This is a genomic window from Nonomuraea angiospora (genome assembly GCF_014873145.1).
Lineage (GTDB): Bacteria > Actinomycetota > Actinomycetes > Streptosporangiales > Streptosporangiaceae > Nonomuraea > Nonomuraea angiospora.
Window position 1 is genome coordinate 9,909,672 of record NZ_JADBEK010000001.1, and the last position, 18,577, is coordinate 9,928,248.

Annotated in this window: 16 protein-coding genes; 9 read left to right on the top strand and 7 right to left on the bottom strand. The window is 72.3% G+C overall.

What is annotated here, in order from left to right; genetic code table 11:
• Window position 1 precedes the first annotated feature (1 nt).
• Both H4W80_RS45785 and H4W80_RS45790 read right to left on the bottom strand, forming a co-directional pair.
• Window positions 2-1,540 carry an FAD-dependent monooxygenase gene (locus H4W80_RS45785; protein WP_192790785.1) on the bottom strand — a complete coding sequence of 513 codons (1,539 nt, stop codon included), beginning with the start codon at window positions 1,538-1,540 and terminating at the stop codon, window positions 2-4.
• Entirely contained in the window at window positions 1,537-2,007 is a 471-nt protein-coding gene (locus H4W80_RS45790) for a hypothetical protein (RefSeq protein ID WP_192790786.1), read from the bottom strand. The genes H4W80_RS45785 and H4W80_RS45790 overlap by 4 nt, the downstream gene beginning before the upstream one ends.
• Before the next feature lie 65 nt (window positions 2,008-2,072).
• Between H4W80_RS45790 and H4W80_RS45795 the strand changes: the two genes are divergently transcribed.
• Entirely contained in the window at window positions 2,073-2,669 is a 597-nt protein-coding gene (locus H4W80_RS45795) for a PadR family transcriptional regulator (protein WP_192790787.1), read from the top strand.
• Here H4W80_RS45795 and H4W80_RS45800 read toward each other — a convergent pair.
• From H4W80_RS45800 to iolC, 5 genes are all read right to left on the bottom strand, one after another.
• Window positions 2,620-3,660 (bottom strand): AI-2E family transporter, encoded by a 1,041-nt coding sequence (locus H4W80_RS45800; RefSeq protein ID WP_225964020.1) that lies wholly within the window; start codon window positions 3,658-3,660, stop codon window positions 2,620-2,622. The genes H4W80_RS45795 and H4W80_RS45800 overlap by 50 nt on opposite strands.
• Window positions 3,661-3,721: 61 nt before the next feature.
• The gene (gene iolD / locus H4W80_RS45805) at window positions 3,722-5,566 is read right to left on the bottom strand and encodes a 3D-(3,5/4)-trihydroxycyclohexane-1,2-dione acylhydrolase (decyclizing) (RefSeq protein WP_192790788.1); all 1,845 of its coding nucleotides are present in this window, start codon (window positions 5,564-5,566) and stop codon (window positions 3,722-3,724) included.
• Window positions 5,563-6,402 (bottom strand): 5-deoxy-glucuronate isomerase, encoded by an 840-nt coding sequence (gene iolB, locus H4W80_RS45810; RefSeq protein WP_192790789.1) that lies wholly within the window; start codon window positions 6,400-6,402, stop codon window positions 5,563-5,565. The genes iolD and iolB overlap by 4 nt, the downstream gene beginning before the upstream one ends.
• On the bottom strand, window positions 6,399-7,304 hold the full coding sequence (locus H4W80_RS45815; protein ID WP_225964021.1) for a Cgl0159 family (beta/alpha)8-fold protein: 906 nt from the start codon (window positions 7,302-7,304) through the stop codon (window positions 6,399-6,401). Before H4W80_RS45815 ends, iolB begins: the two co-directional genes overlap by 4 nt.
• Window positions 7,301-8,239: a 5-dehydro-2-deoxygluconokinase gene (iolC, locus tag H4W80_RS45820; RefSeq protein ID WP_192790790.1), complete on the bottom strand. Its 939-nt coding sequence runs from the start codon at window positions 8,237-8,239 to the stop codon at window positions 7,301-7,303. Before iolC ends, H4W80_RS45815 begins: the two co-directional genes overlap by 4 nt.
• Window positions 8,240-8,525: 286 nt before the next feature.
• On the opposite strand from iolC, the gene H4W80_RS45825 reads away from it, so the two are divergent.
• Genes H4W80_RS45825 through H4W80_RS45860 form a run of 8 tightly spaced genes read left to right on the top strand, consistent with a single transcriptional unit; the run spans window position 8,526 to window position 18,549 of the window.
• Window positions 8,526-9,905 (top strand): extracellular solute-binding protein, encoded by a 1,380-nt coding sequence (locus H4W80_RS45825; RefSeq protein ID WP_225964022.1) that lies wholly within the window; start codon window positions 8,526-8,528, stop codon window positions 9,903-9,905.
• Complete coding sequence (locus H4W80_RS45830) at window positions 9,880-10,806, top strand: carbohydrate ABC transporter permease (protein WP_318787362.1); 927 nt, start codon at window positions 9,880-9,882, stop codon at window positions 10,804-10,806. Before H4W80_RS45825 ends, H4W80_RS45830 begins: the two co-directional genes overlap by 26 nt.
• On the top strand, window positions 10,803-11,660 hold the full coding sequence (locus H4W80_RS45835) for a carbohydrate ABC transporter permease (protein ID WP_192790791.1): 858 nt from the start codon (window positions 10,803-10,805) through the stop codon (window positions 11,658-11,660). Before H4W80_RS45830 ends, H4W80_RS45835 begins: the two co-directional genes overlap by 4 nt.
• Complete coding sequence (locus tag H4W80_RS45840; RefSeq protein WP_192790792.1) at window positions 11,660-12,724, top strand: ABC transporter ATP-binding protein; 1,065 nt, start codon at window positions 11,660-11,662, stop codon at window positions 12,722-12,724. The genes H4W80_RS45835 and H4W80_RS45840 overlap by 1 nt, the downstream gene beginning before the upstream one ends.
• On the top strand, window positions 12,721-13,899 hold the full coding sequence (locus H4W80_RS45845; RefSeq protein WP_192790793.1) for a CehA/McbA family metallohydrolase: 1,179 nt from the start codon (window positions 12,721-12,723) through the stop codon (window positions 13,897-13,899). Before H4W80_RS45840 ends, H4W80_RS45845 begins: the two co-directional genes overlap by 4 nt.
• Window positions 13,890-14,786: a TIM barrel protein gene (locus H4W80_RS45850; protein ID WP_225964023.1), complete on the top strand. Its 897-nt coding sequence runs from the start codon at window positions 13,890-13,892 to the stop codon at window positions 14,784-14,786. The genes H4W80_RS45845 and H4W80_RS45850 overlap by 10 nt, the downstream gene beginning before the upstream one ends.
• Window positions 14,783-15,862 carry a Gfo/Idh/MocA family protein gene (locus H4W80_RS45855; protein WP_192790794.1) on the top strand — a complete coding sequence of 360 codons (1,080 nt, stop codon included), beginning with the start codon at window positions 14,783-14,785 and terminating at the stop codon, window positions 15,860-15,862. Before H4W80_RS45850 ends, H4W80_RS45855 begins: the two co-directional genes overlap by 4 nt.
• On the top strand, window positions 15,859-18,549 hold the full coding sequence (locus H4W80_RS45860) for a glycoside hydrolase family 38 N-terminal domain-containing protein (protein ID WP_192790795.1): 2,691 nt from the start codon (window positions 15,859-15,861) through the stop codon (window positions 18,547-18,549). Before H4W80_RS45855 ends, H4W80_RS45860 begins: the two co-directional genes overlap by 4 nt.
• Window positions 18,550-18,577 lie beyond the last annotated feature (28 nt).

Genomic DNA, 18,577 nt, shown 5'->3' on the forward strand with positions numbered 1-18,577 from the left:
GTCAGTGGAGGATCTGGTGGAGGGCGGCAGCCAGGCGGGTCGCCGGGTCGTGCTCGCCCGCGGGGTCGTCCGAGCGCCAGGCCACGTAGCCGTCCGGGCGCACCAGGACGGCGTCGCAGCCGTACCGCGAGTCCCAGTGCCCCTCGACGTCGACCAGCTCCGACCCCACCCGGTGCACCCGCACCCCCTCGACCGCCGCCCGCGCCCACTTCTCCCCGCCGGGCCCGCACAGCAGCACGAACGAGTCGTGGAACAGGTCGTGCACGCCGATCCGCCGCCCGTCCAGGGAGAGCCAGAGGTGCGGGGCCCGGGTGCCGGGACGGGCGTCTCGTGGCACCCCGTCGCCGAACACCGACTCGGGCGGGGTCCCGGCCATCGCCGTGGACGCGTACCGCTGCCCGAGGACGCACGTGACCGGGTCGACCGGGTCCTCCTCCGGGGCGGAGCTGAACCTGGCGGCCTGGCTGCGCACGGTCAGGTCGGCCAGCTCCAGCGCCACCGGGCGGCGCTCGGCCTCGTACGTGTCGAGCAGCGCGTCCGAGGCCCGCCCCGCGAGCACGGCGGCGAGCTTCCAGGCCAGGTTGTGCGCGTCCTGGACGGCCGAGTTGGCCCCCAGCCCCTGGGCCGGCGGCCACACGTGCGCGGCGTCCCCGACGAGGAAGACCCGGCCGGAGCGGTAGCTGTCGGCCACGCCCACCGCCTCGGTCCAGGACGCCTTGCTGACGATCTCGACCGGTACGTCGCGGCCGATGACCGCCTTGGCCGCGGCGACGCAGCGCTCGTCGGTGAAGTCGTCGGGGGACTCCTGGTCCGGGTCGTAGATCAGGGACAGACCCCAGTGGTCGCGCAGCGCGTGGGAGATGAAGGCCGCCGAAGGGGTGACCCCAGGTTCGCCGACGATCCAGAACAGGGCTCTCTTGGTGATGATCTCCGACAGGTCCGCCTTGATGACGAAGGTCACGAAGTGGCGCACGGCGCCGAGGCCGGTGCGGGCGATGCCGAGCCGCTCCCTGGTGGCGCCGCCGTAGCCGTCGGCGCCGATCACGTACTGGGCCCTGATCGTGTGCCGCTCGCCGGTGGTGCGATTTTCCACCACGGCCGTCACGCCGTCGGCGTCGGGCTCGATCGACTGGCACTGCGTGTCGAACCACAGCTCCGCGCCCCTGGCGCGGGCCGCCTCGATCAGGATGGGCTCGACCGTGCTCTGGTCGGCCAGGCAGAACTCGCCCGCGGTCAGCTCGGGCAGCGCCCGCGGGGAGTCGTTGTCGAACAGCCACTGCCACTCGCCCGCCAGCGTCGCGCAGCGGGCCAGGCCGGCATCCTCGTCGAAGGGCCGGCCCGCCTCCTTCACGAGTTCGTCCAGGCCGAGCGGCCGGTAGATCTCCAGGGTGCGCGGGTTGATCCCCCGCGCCCGGCCCAGGAGCGACGCGCCGGCGTGGCGGTCGACCAGCAGGCAGGGCACGCCCTGGTGGGAGAGGAAGAGGGCCGAGGCCAGGCCGGCGTAGCCGCCGCCGACGATCAGGACGGGGGTCTGCTTCATGATGCCTTCTCCAGGGTGCGCGCGGGGTCGTCGACGGTCGGGCGGGTGCCGTTGCGGTGGGCCTGGCGGACGTCGCGTACGTACTCGGGGGACAGCATCGCGGTGAGGATCGCGACGCCGCCGCGGCGGACGCGGATCTCGCTGCCGGCGGCCCTGCCCACCAGGCGGATGCGCCGCCCTGGGCCCTCCGCTGGGCCCGCCGCGGGCGCCTGGTGGTCCTTGACCTGGCCCCGGCCGCTCCAGCGCAGGTCCTGGTGCTCGACGGTGGCGTCCTCGGGGACCAGCAGCTTCACCACGCCGCGGTCGAGGTCGAGGCGCAGCTCGATCTCGGCGGGCAGGCCGGGGGAGCGCAGGTCGAGGGTGGTCTGGCCGTAGCGGGTGCGGACCTCGAAGCGGCCCGCGGTGGTCCAGTTGCCCAGGCGCCGGGTGACGGCGTGGTCGGTGTGGATGCGTTCGATGTCGCTCATGGATGGGATAGTTGCAGTGAAACTAGTCTCTCGTCAACTAGTAATGGCGAAGCTAGTATTGGCCCATGGCTCTCGACCGTGGCTCGCCGCTCGCCCTGACCGTGCTGGCCCTGCTGCGCCACCAGCCGCTGCACCCGTACGGGATCCAGCGCCTGCTCAAGCAGTGGGGCAAGGACCTGGTGGTCAACGTGGGCCAGCGGGCCGGCCTCTACCGGACCATCGACCGGCTGCTGGAGGCCGGCCTGATCAGCGTCCGGGAGACGGGGCGCGACCAGCAGTACCCCGAGCGCACGGTCTACGAGATCACCGCGGAGGGCACGACGGCGCTGCTCAAGTGGCTGGACGAGATGCTGAGCACGCCCAAGCAGGAGTTCCCGCAGTTCCCGGCCGCGCTGGCGAACGCGCTCATGCTCGCGCCGGAGGACCTGGCGGGGGCGCTCGAACGGCGCGAGCGGGCGGTCGCCGAAACCCTGGCCTGGCTGGAGGCGGGCCTGGCGGAGGAGCCCGGGCTCCCGCGCGTCACCATGCTGGAGATCGAATATCTGCGCGAGGTGACGGCCGCGGAGGCCCGGTGGCTGCGCGGGGTCATCGACGACCTGCGGGCCGGGCGGATCACGTGGTCGCGGGAGTCGCTGGAGGAGGCCGCGGCGGAGCGAGAGTGACCGGGGTGGGCTCGGCCCGCGGCCTGTGCAGCAGGGCCACGATCACCGCCGTCACCGGGGCGGCCAGGAAAGCGCCGACGATCCCCCAGAGCAGGCTGCCCACCGCGATCGCGATCAGGATGATCGCGCTGGGCAGGGCGAGCGCCTTGCCGTAGATCTGCGGCGCCAGCACGTGTCCCTCGAGCTGGCCTATCGCCACGGTCACCCCGACCACGATCAGCATCACGATCCAGCCCTTGGCCACGAGCGCCACCACCGCGGACAGCAGCCCCGCCGTGAACGCCCCCACGATCGGCAGGAACGCCCCCACGAACGTCAGCACCGCCAGCGGCAGCGCGATCGGCACGCCCAGGATCCACAGCGTCATGCCGATCAGGAACCCCTCCACCGCGCCCACGATCGCCACGCCGCGGATGTAGCGGCCGATCACGCCGAAGGCCAGGCGAGCGGTCTCGGTGATGTGCGGCCTGGCCGACGGGGGCGCGAGCTCCACGAGCCAGCGGAAGAGCCGGTCACCGCCATGCACGAAGTACACCGACAGGACGAACGCCACCACCGCCCCCACCACGATCTCGCCCGCCGTCCTGACCCCGGCCAGCGCCCCCGTGGCGATCTGGCGGCCCTGGGCGGACAGGTACTGCTCGGCCTGCGCGGCGAGCTTGCGCGGGTCGAACCCGAACTCGTGGGTCAGCTTGTACAGGTTGTCGAGCACCTTGCCGAAGCTGACCCGCAACTGTTCGACGCTGTCGATGGTGGGCGGCACCAGCAGCGCGATCAGCCCCGCGGCCACCACGAGCCCGCCGACGTAGACGATCGCGGTGGCCGGCGCCCGGCTCAGCCCGCGCTTCCTGAGCCAGCGGGCCGGGGGCAGCACCAGCGCCGTGATGAACACGCCGACGACGATCGCCACGACGATCGTGCCGACCTGGTAAAGGCAGAAGCCGACCACCGCCGCCAGCGCGATCCACCCGAGCAGCCGCCACGGCTCCATCCCCTGCCCCCTATCGTGCCTGGTCAGAGGCCTTCCCCGTGGGGGTTCAGGGCAACCCTGGTCAGTCGGGCGGCGTCAGGTGGAGGTGCTGGGAGCGCTTGCTCTCCTCGTACGTCTCCCGCGCCGCGCCGGTCGTGCCGCCGACCTCCGCGACCGGCACGTCCCACCACGCCTCGGAGGACGGGGCGTCGTCCGCCATCGGGTCGGTGCGCACGTAGATCACCGTGGTCCCGGTCCCCGAGCGGGCCTCCTCGAGCGCCTTGCGCAGGTCGGCGACCGACTCGGGGCGCAGCACCGTGGCGCCGAGGCTGGCCGCGTTGGCGGCCAGGTCGACGGGCAGCGGCCCGCCGTCGCGATGCCGGTAGGAGGTGCCGAGCCGCTCCGCGCCCACGCTCTCCGACAGGCGGCCGATGGAGGCGAAGCCGGAGTTGTCCACCAGGACGACCACCAGCTTGATCCCCTCGGAGATCGCGGTGATCAGCTCCTGCGCCATCATCAGGTACGAGCCATCGCCCACCAGGACGAACACCTCGCGCTCCGGCACCGCCATCTTGACGCCCAGCCCGCCGGCGATCTCGTAGCCCATGCAGGAGTAGCCGTACTCGACGTGGTAGTTGCCCGGCCCGCTCGGCCGCCAGAGCTTGTGCAGGTCACCGGGCATCGACCCGGCCGCGCACACCACCACGCCGTCCTCTGCCGCCGCCGCGTTGACCGCGCCGATCACCGCGGACTGGGGCAATGGCGAGCCCTCCAGCGAGTAGGCCCGGTCCACCGCCGCGTCCCACTCCCGGGTCAGCTCGGCGGCCCGCGCGCGGTAGTCCGCCGGCGCGCCCCTCCAGCCCGCGAACGCCTCGACCAGGTCCGCCAGCCCCTCGCGGGCGTCGCCGACCAGTTGCAGGCCCGACAGCTTGGCGGCGTCGAAGGCGGTGATGTTGAGGTTGAGGAAGCGGGCGTCGAGGGCGAAGATCGTCCGGGAGGCGGTGGTGAAGTCGCTGTAGCGGGTGCCCACGCCGATGATCAGGTCGGCCTCGCGGGCCAGCGCGTTGGCGGCCGTGGTGCCGGTGGCGCCGATCGCGCCCACGGCGAGCGGGTGCCCGTACGGGAGCGCGCCCTTGCCGGCCTGCGTCTCGGCGACCGGGATGCCGTACGTCTCGGCGAAGACCCGCAGCTCCTCCGTGGCCTCGCTGTAGATCGTCCCGCCGCCCGCGACGATCAGGGGGCGCACGGCCGACTTGGCCAGCTGGGCCGCCCGGAACACGGCGGCCCGCTCGGGCAGCGGCCTGGGGACGTGCCAGACGCGGCGCGCGAACAGCTCCTCCGGCCAGTCGTGGGCCTCGGCCTGCACGTCCTGCGGCAGCGCCAGCGTCACCGCGCCGGTCTCGGCCGGGTCGGTGAGCACGCGCATGGCGGCCAGCAGCGCCGACGGGAGCTGCTCGGGGCGGTTGATCCGGTCCCAGTAGCGGGAGACCGGCTTGAAGCAGTCGTTGACCGAGATGTCGTAGGAGCGCTGGTCCTCCAGCTCCTGCAGCACCGGGCCCGCCACCCGGGTGGAGAAGATGTCGCCGGGCAGCAGCAGCACCGGCAGCCGGTTGATCGTCGCGCCCGCCGCGCCCGTGATCATGTTGGTCGCGCCGGGGCCGATGGAGGTGGTGCAGGCCAGGGTGGCCAGGCGGTTGCTGGCCCGGGCGTAGGCGGCGGCGGTGTGGACCATGGCCTGCTCGTTGCGGCTCAGGTGGTAGGGGAGGTCCTCGGTGGAGGTGGCCAGCGCCTGGCCGAGCCCGGCCACGTTGCCGTGGCCGAAGATGCCGGAGCAGCCGCCGAAGAACCTGCGCTCCACGCCGTCGCGCTCGCTCCACTGCTGGGCCAGGAAGCGCACGACGGCCTGGGCGACGGTCAAGCGAATCATGAAGTCCTCCCGAACGGCAGTCTCGGGTCTGTGGCCTGGCTTTCCCAGGAGGAGCGGATCCACGCGTGGCGCGGGTCGTCGCAGAAGGCCATCGAGCGCTCCTCCGCCGGGCCCGCCAGGACGTTCAGGTAGTAGAGGTCGTAGCCGGGGGCGGCCATGGCGGGGCCGTGGTATCCGTACGGGACGAGGACGACGTCGCCCGAGGAGACCTCGGCCAGGGTGTCGATGTGGCCGCGTTCGGAGGAGTAGACGCGCTGGTAGGCGTTGCCCTGGCCGGCCACCTCGAAGTAGTAGATCTCCTCCAGGACCGCCTCGCCGGGGTTGTCGGTGTCGTGTTTGTGCGGCGGGTACGACGACCAGTTGCCGCCCGGTGTGATGACCTCCACGGCCATGAGCCTGTCGCAGTCGAAGGCGTCGGGGGAGCAGAAGTTGTTCACCTGGCGGGTGGCCTGGCCCGCGCCGCGGATCTCGACCGAGACCTGGTCGGCGGGCACGTGGCGGGGCTCCAGGGCGCGGGTGGCCAGGGCGGAGGGCAGGGCGATGCGCCCGGCGCCCCGGAGCGTGACGTGGGAGCCGATCGGGACGTAGGCGAAGTCGCTCGGCCCGCTGAAGACCGACGGCCGTCCCGCCAGCTCGAACGTCGCGGCGGAGGTGGTGACCGTGCAGGATCCCGACAGCGGGAGCACCAGCGTCTCCTCGTCGCCGGTGTCGAACGAGACCGGCGTGTCAGCCAGGTCCACGATGCGCAGGCCCGAGTACGTCCAGCCCGCCAGGGACGGGGTGATCTCGACGGACCAGGGGCCGTTCGCGGCCTTGCCGAACGGAACGTATGTCATGCGCGGGTCTCCCGTACCAGTGCCGCGGCGTTGTCCACCGCTTTCGCCACGTCGTCATCCGGAGGGTAGAGCAGGGCGCGGCCCACGACGAGGCCGCGCACGCCGGGCAGGCTCAGGGCGCGGTCCCAGTCGGCGTAGGCGGCGTCGATGTCCGGCGGATCGCCGCCCAGCAGCAGCGCGGGCAGCGTGGTGGCGGCCATCACGCGCTCCATCTCCGCCACCGCCGGGATCTTGAGCCAGGTGTAGGCGGAGGTGGTGCCGAGCGCCTGGGCGACGCTGATCGCGCGGATCACGGCCTCGGGGGACAGGTCGTTGCGCAGCGCCCCCGACTCGGAGCGCCGCGCCCAGAAGGGCTCCACCATGGCCGGCAGGCGGCGGCGGGCCAGGTCGGTGACGGCACGTGCGCAGGACTCCAGGGTGACCGCCGTGGCGGGGTCGGCCGGGTCGATGCGGAGCAGCATCTTGCCGCCGTCCAGGCGCATCTCGTCGATCGAGGCCGCGTCGAACCCGGTGAAGCGGTCGTCCACCTCGAAGACCGAGCCGAGCAGGCCGCCCCGGTTCATGGAGCCGAAGGCCAGCTTGCCCTCCAGGGCGCCGAGCAGGAGCAGGTCCTCCATGACGTCGGGGGAGGCGAGGATGCCGTCCACGCCGGGGCGGGAGAGCGCCACCTGGAGGCGGTCGAGCAGGTCGGCGCGGCCGGCCATGGCCAGCGGCCGGTCGCGGACGCCCAGGGCGCCGCGGGCCGTGTGGTCGGCGGCGATGATCAGCAGCCGCTCGCCCTCGCCGGGCAGGCCGCGCCGCTGCCGCCGGGCCGCGGCCTCGGCGATCTCCTCCGGCCGGGTGGCCCGGATCTGGGTGAGCCGCTCGTAGCCGGCGGTCCTGGACAGGGTGAGGTCGCTCAAGAGACGGCTCCGTTCAGCAGGTCCTCCACCTCGGCCGTGGACGGCATGGCGTCGGCGCAGGCCAGCCGGGCGGCCACGAACGCGCCCGCCGCGTTGGCGAAGCGCACCGTCCGCTCCAGCGGCCAGCCGCGCAGCAGCCCGAGGCAGATCGCCCCGCCGAACGCGTCGCCCGCTCCGATGCCGTTGACCACCTTCACCTCCACCGGTTCCGCCACCACGCTCTCCTCGGAGGTACGCGCGAGAACCCCTTCAGGGCCCATTTTCACGATCGCGACTTTCACCCCCGCGTCCAGGAGCGCCTGCGCGGCGGCCTCCGGGTCGCGCACGCCGACCGCGTTCTCCACCTCGTCGAGGTTGCCGACCGCGACGTTCGCGTACGGGAGCATCCGCCGCACGGCCTCGGGGGCCGCCTCCCGCGACTTCCAGAGCGACGGCCGCCAGTCGAGGTCGAAGACGGTCCAGCCCGACGTGCGCGCCGACAGCGCGGCGGCGTGGGCGGCGGCGCTCGGCTCCTGGCTCAGCCCGGTCAGCGAGAACCAGAACAGGCTCGCCTCCGCGATGGCGTCCAGGTCGAGATGGGAAGGGGAGATCTGCAGGTCCGGCGGGTGCTCGCCCCGGTAGAAGTAGATCGGGAAGTGGTCGGGCGGGAAGATCTCGCAGAACGTCACGGGGGTGGGCGGGCCCTCGATGGTGCTCACGAAGGCGTCGTCCACGCCGAAGCCGCGGATCGCCCTGCGGACGAACTCTCCGAAAGGGTCCGCTCCCACGCCGGTGATCACGGCGGAGCGCAGCCCGTGGCGCGCCGCGGCGACGGCGACGTTGGTCGGGCTGCCGCCGAGGAACTTGCCGAAGGACTCCACGTCGGCCAGGCCGACGCCGGTCTGCAGCGGGTAGACGTCGACGCCGGAGCGCCCGAACGTGATCAGGTCGTACAAAGCACCTCCAGGAATGGAGCTTACCTGCGACACTATGGCATATTGTCATGACATACGGATGTCCGCTATGTAACCTAATGTCCCTCGACTCAAACCCCTGCGCCCTCACAACCCTCCGTGTCGAACGGTTAGCTCCCGGCCCGTTGAGCAAAAACACAGCATGCGGGCACTCTCCGTAAATTTGGCCAAGCCTTTACGTCATATGGATGTCATGACATATTGGCCCAGTGGCGTTACCTCCTTACGGACCTGTCGGAGGGTTTGCATGGCATTGCGGAAACGGTCTATGGGTGTGGTCGCGGTCATCACCGCGGCCGGGCTGGGGCTCGCGGCCTGCGGCCAGTCGTCCGGCGGCGGAGGCGGCGGAGGCGGTGACGCCATCGAGCTGACGATCACCCAGAACGCCATCGCGGGCGGGAAGAACGCGGCCGGCGCCAACTTCATCGCGAACTGGGTGATCCCCAAGTTCGAGGCGGCGCAGAAGGCGAAGGGCAAGAACGTCAAGGTCAAGTTCGTCCCCAGCGGCGTCGACGACGAGCAGTACAAGACCAAGCTCTCCCTCGACCTCAAGTCAGGCAAGGGCGCCGACGTGATCGACATCGACGGCATCTGGGCCGGCGAGTTCGCCGAGGCCGGCTACCTCAAGCCGCTGGCGGACCTGGTCGGCACGGACGCCGACGGCTGGGACGGCTGGTCGCAGATCCCCGAGGCCGTCCAGGGCCTGGCCACGTTCAACGGCAAGAAGTACGCGCTGCCCGTCGGCACCGACGGCCGGGTGCTCTACTTCAACAAGACGCTCTTCCAGAAGGCCGGGCTGCCGGCCGACTGGCAGCCGAAGAGCTGGCAGGAGATCCTCGACGCCGGGACGAAGCTGAAGTCCTCCGGCGTGCCCGTGCCGATCCAGATCAACGCCGGTACGGCGATGGGCGAGGCCACCTCCATGCAGGGCGTGCTGCCGCTGCTCGCGGGCGCGGGCGGCGAGGTGCAGAAGGACGGCAAGTGGGCGGGCGCCACGCAGCCGCTGAAGGACGCGCTCGGCCTCTACCAGAAGATCTACGGCGGCGGCCTCGGCGACCCCAAGCTCCAGCAGGAGGCCAAGGGCCGCGACAAGTCGTTCCAGCAGTTCGCCGCGGGCAAGATCGGCATCCTGATGGAGGGCGACTACTTCTGGCGCGGCGTCGTCAACCCCGCGACCGGCGTGGCCAAGATGGCCGACCGCGACCAGGTCGTCGGCTATGCCATGATCCCCGCGATGGAGCCCGGCAAGGGCATCCGCGGCCAGGACTTCGTCAGCATGTCGGGCGGCGCGCTGCGTACGGTAAACCCCAACAGCAAGCACCCGAAGGAGGCCTTCGAGCTGGCGACCTTCACGCTCTCGCCGGAGGGGCTGAAGGAGGAGACCAAGGACGGCAACGTCCGCATCACGCCCCGCACCGACGTCAACAAGGAGATCCTCGCCGGTGAGCCGCTGCTGACCTACATCTCGGAGAAGGTGCTGCCGCTGACGGCCTACCGGCCGCCGGTGGCCGTCTACCCGCAGGTGTCGGTGGCGCTGCAGGAGGCCACGGCCGCGGTGGTGGGCGGCACGGCGCCCGACCAGGCGGCGGCCGACTACCAGAAGAAGCTCGAAGGAATCGTCGGTGGCCCTGGCAACATCGCCTCCTGAGGCCGGCGAGGCCGGCGCGCCGGGCCGCTACAGCTCGGACGCGGCGGGCCTGGGCAGGCTGCGGGCAGGGGTCTTCGTGGCCCCCGCCCTGCTGCTCATCGCCGCGTTCCTGGTCTTCCCCGCGCTCTGGGTGCTCTACCTCGCCCTCACGAACTACCGCCTGACCGGCGCCGCCGCCGCCGAGCCGCAGTTCGTGGGGCTCGCGAACCTCCTCGACGCGGCCGCCAACCCCGAGTTCTGGAGCTCCACCTGGCTGACCGTCGAGTTCGTGCTGGGCTCGGCGGTCATCGGGCAGGTCGGGCTCGGCTTCACCATCGCCTGGCTGCTGCGCGACCGGCGCGGCCCGCTGAAGCGGCTGGTCGAGGGCCTGGTCATCCTGGCCTGGATCCTGCCCGGCGCGATCGTGTCGTTCCTGTGGGTGGCGCTGCTCGACCGCGACGGCGGCACGCTCAACGCGCTGCTCGGCATCCAGGGCTTCGCCTGGCTGCTCGACCACCCCATGCTCTCGATCATCGTGTTCAACATCTGGCGCGGCACAGCGTTCTCGATGATGCTGTACGGCGCCGCGCTCGGGAACGTGCCGCCCTCGCACCTGGAGAGCGCCCGCCTGGCCGGGGCCTCCGGCTGGCAGCAGCTCAGAGACGTGGTGTTCCCGCACATCAGAGGGCACGTCCTGACCAACCTGCTGCTGATCAGCCTGTGGACGTTCAACGACTTCACCCCGTTCCTGCTGACCGCGGGCGGCCCCGACGGCAGGTCCGAGGTGCTGGCCGTGCACGTGTACAAGGTCGCGCTGCAGAGCGGCGAGCTGGGCTACGGCGCCGCGGTCTCCGCGATCATTCTGCTGATCAACCTGGTCGTGGCCGTGTTCTACCTGCGGCTGCTCCGGAGAAGGAAATGACCCGTTTCGTGCTGGGCCGGATCGGCTTCTACACGCTGATCGCGGTGCTGCTGGCCTTCTTCACGATCCCGCTGCTGTGGCTGGTGACGGCCCCCTTCACCTCCGACCCGACCTACGAGATCAAGATCCCCGGCTTCACCTCCGACCCGACCTCCGAGGTCAAGGCCCCCAGCTTCACTCTGGACAACTTCAGGGCGGTGGCCGAGCATCCGTACGCGCTGCCGTCCCTCTACAACTCCCTGGTGCTGTCCGTCGGCACGGCCGTGCTGGTGGTGATCCTGGCCTCGCTGGCCGCGTACGCGCTGAGCCGGGTGCGGCTGCCCGGCCGGGACGCGCTGCTCTACGCGTTGCTGCTGCTGTCGTCGATCATCACGGGGACGGCGGCCATGGTGCCGCTGTTCCAGCTCGCGGTGGAGCTCAACCTCATCGACTCGCAGCTCGGGCTGATCCTCATCCTGACCGGCGGGCTGCTGCCGGCGGCGATCTTCATGCTCAAGGACTTCATGGACTCCACGCCGAAGTCGTACGAGGAGTCGGCGCGGGTCTTCGGGGCCACGCCGCTGCAGATCGTGCGGCACGTGGTCGTGCCCCTGGTGCGGCCCGGCCTGGCGACGGTCGGGGTCTGGGCGGTGGCCAACGTGTGGGGGAACTTCCTCATGCCGTACCTGCTGCTGAGCGACGTCGAGAAGCAGCCGGCGGCGGTGATCACCTACACCCTCTACACCGAGGGCGGCCAGGCCAACCTCAGCATGTTGTCCACGTTCGGCCTGCTGTACTCGGTCCCCGTGGTGCTCATGTACCTGTTCGTCAGCAAGAAGTACGGCTTCCGCTTCCACGGAGGGATCAAGCGTTAATGGCCGGAATCGAACTACGCGGGCTGACCAAGGTCTATCCCGGCGGGGTGAAGGCGCTCGACTCGCTCGATCTGGTCATCCCCGACGGCGAGTTCTTCGCCCTGCTCGGCCCCTCCGGCTGCGGCAAGACCACGCTGCTGCGCACGATCGCCGGCCTGGAGACCGCCACCGGCGGCGCCGTCGTCATCGGCGAGCGGGACGTGACGGGCGTGCAGCCCGGCGGCCGGGACGTCGCCATGGTCTTCCAGGACTACGCGCTCTTCCCGCACATGGACGTCACGGACAACATCGCCTACCCGCTGCGCATCAAGAAGGTCGCCAAGGGCGCCCGCCGCGACAAGGCCGCCGAGGTGGGGGCGCGGCTCGGGCTCGAACAGCTCATGGACCGGCGGCCGGGCCAGCTCTCGGGCGGGCAGCAGCAGCGGGTGGCGCTGGCCAGGGTGATGGCCACGCAGGCGCAGGCGTTCCTGTTCGACGAGCCGCTGTCCAACCTGGACGCCCGGCTGCGGCTGGAGGCGCGTACGTTCCTGAAGAAGCTCCAGCGCGAGCTGGGCGTCACCACCGTCTTCGTCACCCATGACCAGGCGGAGGCGCTGGCCATGGCCGACCGGATGGCGGTCATGGAAGCCGGGCACATCCGGCAGATCGGCACGCCGGCCGAGGTCTTCCAGCGGCCCGCGAACACGTTCGTGGCCGGATTCATCGGCTCGACACCCATGAACCTGCTGGACGGCGTCGTACGAGGTGACACGCTGGAGGTGGCAGGGTGCAAGGTGGCGGTCCCGGCCTCGGCCGAGGGGCGGCTGTCCGACGGGGAGAAGATCGTGTACGGCGTGCGACCCGAATACCTGGCCTACTCGGCGGAGCCCGGCGAGGGCGCGCTGGGCGGCAAGGTGGCCATCGTGGAGAACCTCGGCGCGTCCCATCTGGTGACCCTCGACGTCAACGGCGTGACCGTGCAGGCCGTCGTGCCCGAGGGGAGCGAACCCGAGATCGGCGCCGACGGCCACGCGGCGCCCCGGCGCGACCGCGCCCTCGTCTACCGGGACGGAGAGCTCGTGTGAGAGGCCACTGGAGCCTGGACGACCGGCTGGAGCGGATCCTGCGCGAGGTGCCCTTCGAGGTGCCCGCGGGGACCGCGGCCGTGACCGTGCGGCTGGCCTACGACCGCTCGCAGGGCGTGATCGACCTCGGCTGCGGCGCGCCCGGCGGCTTCCGCGGCTGGTCGGGCGGCGCGCGCGACGAGTACACGATCACCCCGGACTGGGCGACGCCCGGCTACCTGCCGGGCGAGCCGGAGGCGGGCACGTGGCACGTGTGGCTGCGCCTGCACCGCATCCCGCCGCAGGGCCTCGACTACTCGCTGGAGATCACCACCTCGGCCGCCGCCCCCGCCGAGCCGGTGGCCGAGGAGCCGCCGCACGGGCAGCGCCCGCCCCGGCGGGACGTGCCCTCCGTCGACGGCCTGCGGTGGTTCGCGGGCGACTTCCACGCCCACACCCTGCACAGCGACGGCAGCCTGACCATCGCCGAGCTGGCCGAGCTGGCCCACGGGCGCGGCCTCGACTTCCTGGCCGTCACCGACCACAACACCGTCAGCCACCACCCCTGGCTGGGCAAGATCGACCGTGGGATCACGCTCATCCCGGGGCAGGAGGTCACCACCGACCGGGGCCACGCGAACGTGTTCGGCGAGGTCGGCTGGGTGGACTTCCGGCAGCCGGCCGACTCCTGGGCCGAGCACGCCGAGCGCGCGGGCGGGCTGATCTCGATCAACCACCCGCTCGGCGGGGACTGCGCCTGGCTGCTGCCCATCGCCCGGCGTCCCCGGATAGCCGAGGTCTGGAGCTCCGGCTGGTGGGACCGCCGCTGGGGCGCGCCGCTGGCCTGGGCGGACGCCTGGCGCGACGACGTGATCGCGATCGGCGGCAGCGACTTCCACCGCCACGGCTCCGACGGCCTGCCCGGCGGGCCGACCACGTGGGTGCTGGCCGAGGACACGAGCACGGTGCTGGACGGCGTGCGCGCCGGGCGCACCGCCGTCTCCACCGGCCCCGACGGGCCGCTGCTGCTCAGGCTGGGCGACGAGCTGCTCGCCCTGGACGCCGACGGCCTGGTCCTGGTACGCCCCGACGGCACCCGGCAGGTCGTACGCGGGGAGCGCGCGCTGTTGCGGGCCATCGACGGACGCCACCGCCTGGAAACTTACGAGAACGAGGTGATCGCACTATGCGAGTGAAAGTCGCCAACGCACCCGTGAGCTTCGGTGTCTTCGAGCTGGCCACGGAGCCGCCGCCGCTCAGCGCCGACGAGATGGTCCGGGCGCTGTCCGAGGCCGGTTACGAGGGCATCGACTCGGGGCCGATCGGCTACCTGGGCACCGGATTCCGGCTGACCGACCGGCTGGCGGGGAACGGGCTGCTGCTCGCGGGCGGCTGGGTGGACCTGCCCTACAGTGACGCGGCGGCGTATGAGACCGGGCTGTCCGCGCTGGAGGCCGCGCTCGACGTGTTCGCCGTCGCGCCGCCGGCGCCCGAGGGGTTCGGGCCGCGGCCCACGCTGGCCTGCTCGGGGTCGCCGGAGCGGTTCGCGCGCCCGGGTGGGAGCGTTCCAGGTCTGGCGGCGTCCGAGTGGGCGGCCTACGCGGCCCGGGTGCAGGACGCGACCGACCGGTGCCGCGAGCGCGGGCTGGAGCCCGCGTTCCACCACCACCTCGGCACCTACGTCGAGACCCCTGACGACGTCGAGCGGCTGCTGGAGCTGACCGACGTGCAGCTCTGCCTGGACACCGGCCACCTGCTGCTGGCCGGGGGCGACCCGGTGAGCGCGCTGCGCGACTGGTCGGGCCGGGTCGGGCACGTGCACATCAAGGACGGCGACACGAAGATCCTCGCCCAGGCCCTGGCCGACGGCGTGGACCTGCGCGAGCTCATGGGGCGCGGCGGGTTCGCCCCGCTCGGGGAGGGCGAGCTGGACCTGCCCGCCGTGGTGCGCGTCCTCGACGAGATCGACTACGCGGGCTGGGTGATCATCGAGCAGGACACCCTGCCCGGACGCCGCTCCGTCGCCCAGAACATCGCCGACCAGGCGGCCAACCGCCGCAGGCTGGAGGACTTGGGACTGTGAGAATCGCGCTGGTGGGATGCGGCGCCGTCACGCAGGCGGTCTACGTGCCGCTGCTGTCGAGGCGGCGTGACCTGTTCGAGGTGGTCGCGGTCTGCGACCTGTCGCGGACGCTCGCCGACGCGGTGGGTGACCGGCTGGGCGCCGCCGGGCGTTTCACGTCGGTGGCGGAGCTGCTCTCGGCAGGGGGCTTCGAGGCCGTGCTCGTCCTCGCCTCGGGCTCCCACGGGGAGACGGTCGGCCGGGCGCTGGCCGGCGGGTACGCCGTGCTGTGCGAGAAGCCGCTCGCGCTGACCAGGGCGGAGGTGGCCGCCCTGCCCGAGGGGCGGCTGATGGTGGGCTACATGAAGCAGTACGACCCGGCCGTGCGCCGGGCCGAGGAGCTGCTGGCCGAGCTGGGCGGCCCAGAGGCGATCAGGTCGGTCGAGGTGACCGTGCTGCATCCGAGCGGGGAGTCGCAGCTGGCGTTCGCGAACCTGACGCAGGCGCGGGACGTGGACCCGGGGCTGCTCGACTCGCTGCGGGCCGCCGAGCGCGACCTGGTCTCGCGGGCGCTGGGGGAGTCGGCGCCGGAGCGGGTGCGGGCGCTGTACGGGGTGGCCCTGGGCTCTATATGCCACGATTTGTCGCTCTTGAGGCGCTTTACTGGGTCGCCTGCTGAAATTTCGTACGTTGAGACCTGGGGACCCGCGCCGGGGTCCATCGAGATCAGCGGGCCCCTGCCCGCCCGGGGCCGGTTCTCGATCCGCTGGCACTACCTGGAGGACTACCCGGCCTACCGCGAGACCGTGGCCGTTCACCACGACAGGGGCTCGCTGGAGCTGGTCTTCCCCTCGCCCTACCTGATGAACGCGCCCACCACGCTCACCGTGGTCTCCGGCGCCGAGAGCCGCACCGAGCACCGCGACGTGACCGAGGCATTCGAAGTACAGCTGGCCGCCTTCCATGCTTTCGTGAACGATGGCAAGCCGCCTCTCACCGACGCGGGCGGCGGGCTGGAGGACATCGTGACGGCCCAGCGGATCGCCGCTCGTTACGCCGTACAGCATGATCTGCCCATCGGAGGGGAGGCCGCATGAGCGAAGAGATCGTCGTCGTACCGCACACGCACTGGGACCGGGAGTGGTACGAGCCCTTCCAGCGCTTCCGGCTGCGGCTGGTCGCGCTGCTCGACGAGGTGCTCGACACCATGGAGCGCGAGCCCGCCTACCACTTCACCCTCGACGGGCAGCTGGCCTGCGTGGACGATTATCTGGAGGTGCGGCCCGAGAACCGCGACCGCATCGCCGCGCTCGTCGAGTCGGGGCGGCTGGCGGTGGGGCCGTGGCAGATCCTGCTCGACGAGTTCCTGTGCTCGGGCGAGAACATCGTGCGCAACCTCGAACTGGGCATGAGCCGGGCGGACAAGCTCGGCGGGGCGATGCCGGTGGGATACCTGCCCGACATGTTCGGGCACACGGCGCAGATGCCGCAGATCCTGCGCAAGGCCGGGCTGCTGCACGCCTGCGTCTACCGCGGGGTTCCGTCCTCGGTGACCACGGACGCCTTCGCCTGGGTCGCGCCGGACGGGACGGCGCTGCGCACCCAGTACCTGCCCGCGGGCGGCTACGGGAACGGGGCGCACCTGTTCTCGGACTCCGCTGGGCTGGCCGAGCGGGCGGCGGCGTTCGTCACGACCATGCGGGAGTGGCACGGGCCCGAGGGGGCTCTGCTGGCCATGTACGGCACGGACCACTCGGCGCCGGTGCGCGGGCTGCCGGAGATGGTGGCGGCGATCGGCGCCCGGATGGACACCCTGTCCGGATATATCGGGAAGTATTCCGGCGAGGTGGACGGGCTGCCGCGCGTCGAAGGCGAGCTGCGCTCCCACGCCCGCGCCAACATCCTGCCCGGCGTCATCTCGGTCCGGGCCCACGTCAAGCAGGCCATGGGCCGCGCCGAGCGGATGGTCGAGCGCTACGCCGAGCCGCTGGCCGCCCTCTGGGGCGCCGAGTGGCCGGGCCGCTTCCTCGACATGGCGTGGTGGCGGCTGGTCGACGCCAGCGGCCACGACTCGGTGACCGGCTGCGGCGTGGACGACACCGCCCAGCAGGTGGCCGCGCGCATCGCCGAGGCCGAGCACCTCGGCCAGGCCGTACGCGACATGGTGACCGCCCGGCTGGCCGGGTCGGTGCCCTCGGACGGGGTGCTGCTCGTCAACCCGACGCCCGCCGCGCGCAGCGGCGTCGTGGTCGTGGACGTGGCCGGCACCGACCCGCTGGTGGACCCCTCGGGCGCGCCGGTGCCGGTGCAGCCCCTGGAGTACGCGCCCACGCTGCTGCTGGACGAGGAGATGGACGCCGCCACGGCGCTGACCTTCGTCCACGGCACCGAGCTGTACGGGCAGCACATCACGGCGTGGTCGGTGGAGGGCGGGACGCTGACGTTCACGGTGGCGCGGGAGACGTCGGCCGTGATCGACCTGGACGACCTGCGCGCGGCGACCGGCGGCGTGCGGCGGGTGCGCATACTCGCCGAGCCCAGGCGCACGGTCGCCGCCCTGGTGGAGGTCCCGCCGCTGGGCCACACGAGCATCCGGCCGGCGCCCCGCGAACAGGTGCGGCGCCCGCCCGCCGGGCAGGGCCGGCCGGTTCCCGCGCCGGTGCGCGGCGACGAGGAGGCGCTGGACAACGGCCTGCTGCGGGTCACGATCGCCGGCGACGGCACGCTGACGCTGGTGGGCGCGGACGGCACGACGGTCACGGGAGCCGGGCGCATCGTGGACGGCGGCGACGTCGGCGACACCTACAACCACGCGCCCCCGACCGGCGACCTGCTCGTGTCGGAGCCGTCGTCCGTCGAGACGGAGCTGGTCTGCTCGGGTCCGCTGGTGGCGGCGGTGGACGTGCGGCGTACGTACCGGTGGCCGGCCTCGGGCCGCGGGATCGACGGCACTCCCGAGCTGCCCGCGCCCGCGCGGTCCCGGCGGACCGAGGAGATCGTCGTCACCACCCGCGTCGAGCTGCGGGCCGGCGAGCCGTACGTGCGCCTGCGCGTCGAGTTCGACAACCGGTGTGAGGATCATCGGGTTCGGCTGCACGTGCCGCTGCCCGCCCCGGCGACGGAGTCGCACGCCGAGGGGCAGTTCGCGGTGGTCACCCGCGGGCTGACCTCGGAGGGCGGCTGCGGCGAGACCCCGCTGCCCACCTTCCCCGCCTCCTCGTGGGTGGCGGCCGCAGGCGTGGCGGCGCTGCTGGAGCACGTGACGGAGTACGAGGTGGCGGACGGCGAGCTGGCCCTGACGCTCCTGCGCTCGGTCGGTTACCTGTCCCGCAACCGCAACGCCCTGCGCCCCGAGCCGGCCGGGCCCCAGCTGCCGACCCCCGCCGCCCAGTCGCGCGGGATCCGGTCGGTGAGCCTGGCGCTGATGCCGTACGCGGACTCCTGGCAGGAGGTCGTGCCGCAGGCCGAGACCTTCCGCCACGACCTGCTCGTGGTCCCGGGCCAGGGCGAGCGCGCCGCGGCGCTGCCCGATCCCGCGTCCGGGCTGTCGGTGACGGGCGACGGCGTGGTGATGACCTCGCTGCGGATGCGTGACGACCGGCGGGAGCTCAGGGTCGTGGCCCTCACGCCGGTCGCCACGGAGGCCGTCATCGAGGGCGCCTTCACCCAGGCCCGCCACGCCGACCTGCGCGGCCGCCCCGGCGATCCGCTGCCGGTCGCGGACGGGGTGCTCCGCCTGGCGCTGAAGCCGTGGGAGATCGCGACGGTCCAGCTCTCCGGATAGCCGCCGCTCGCCGTCAGGCCGGTCCCAT

Excerpts from the sequence above, each read along its gene's own strand:
- H4W80_RS45785 (WP_192790785.1), bottom strand. The coding sequence starts at position 1,540 with ATGAAGCAGACCCCCGTCCTGATCGTCGGCGGCGGCTACGCCGGCCTG.
- H4W80_RS45790 (WP_192790786.1), bottom strand. The coding sequence starts at position 2,007 with ATGAGCGACATCGAACGCATCCACACCGACCACGCCGTCACCCGGCGC.
- H4W80_RS45795 (WP_192790787.1), top strand. The coding sequence starts at position 2,073 with ATGGCTCTCGACCGTGGCTCGCCGCTCGCCCTGACCGTGCTGGCCCTG.
- H4W80_RS45800 (WP_225964020.1), bottom strand. The coding sequence starts at position 3,660 with ATGGAGCCGTGGCGGCTGCTCGGGTGGATCGCGCTGGCGGCGGTGGTC.
- iolD (WP_192790788.1), bottom strand. The coding sequence starts at position 5,566 with ATGATTCGCTTGACCGTCGCCCAGGCCGTCGTGCGCTTCCTGGCCCAG.
- iolB (WP_192790789.1), bottom strand. The coding sequence starts at position 6,402 with ATGACATACGTTCCGTTCGGCAAGGCCGCGAACGGCCCCTGGTCCGTC.
- H4W80_RS45825 (WP_225964022.1), top strand. The coding sequence starts at position 8,526 with ATGGGTGTGGTCGCGGTCATCACCGCGGCCGGGCTGGGGCTCGCGGCC.
- H4W80_RS45835 (WP_192790791.1), top strand. The coding sequence starts at position 10,803 with ATGACCCGTTTCGTGCTGGGCCGGATCGGCTTCTACACGCTGATCGCG.
- H4W80_RS45840 (WP_192790792.1), top strand. The coding sequence starts at position 11,660 with ATGGCCGGAATCGAACTACGCGGGCTGACCAAGGTCTATCCCGGCGGG.
- H4W80_RS45850 (WP_225964023.1), top strand. The coding sequence starts at position 13,890 with ATGCGAGTGAAAGTCGCCAACGCACCCGTGAGCTTCGGTGTCTTCGAG.
- H4W80_RS45860 (WP_192790795.1), top strand. The coding sequence starts at position 15,859 with ATGAGCGAAGAGATCGTCGTCGTACCGCACACGCACTGGGACCGGGAG.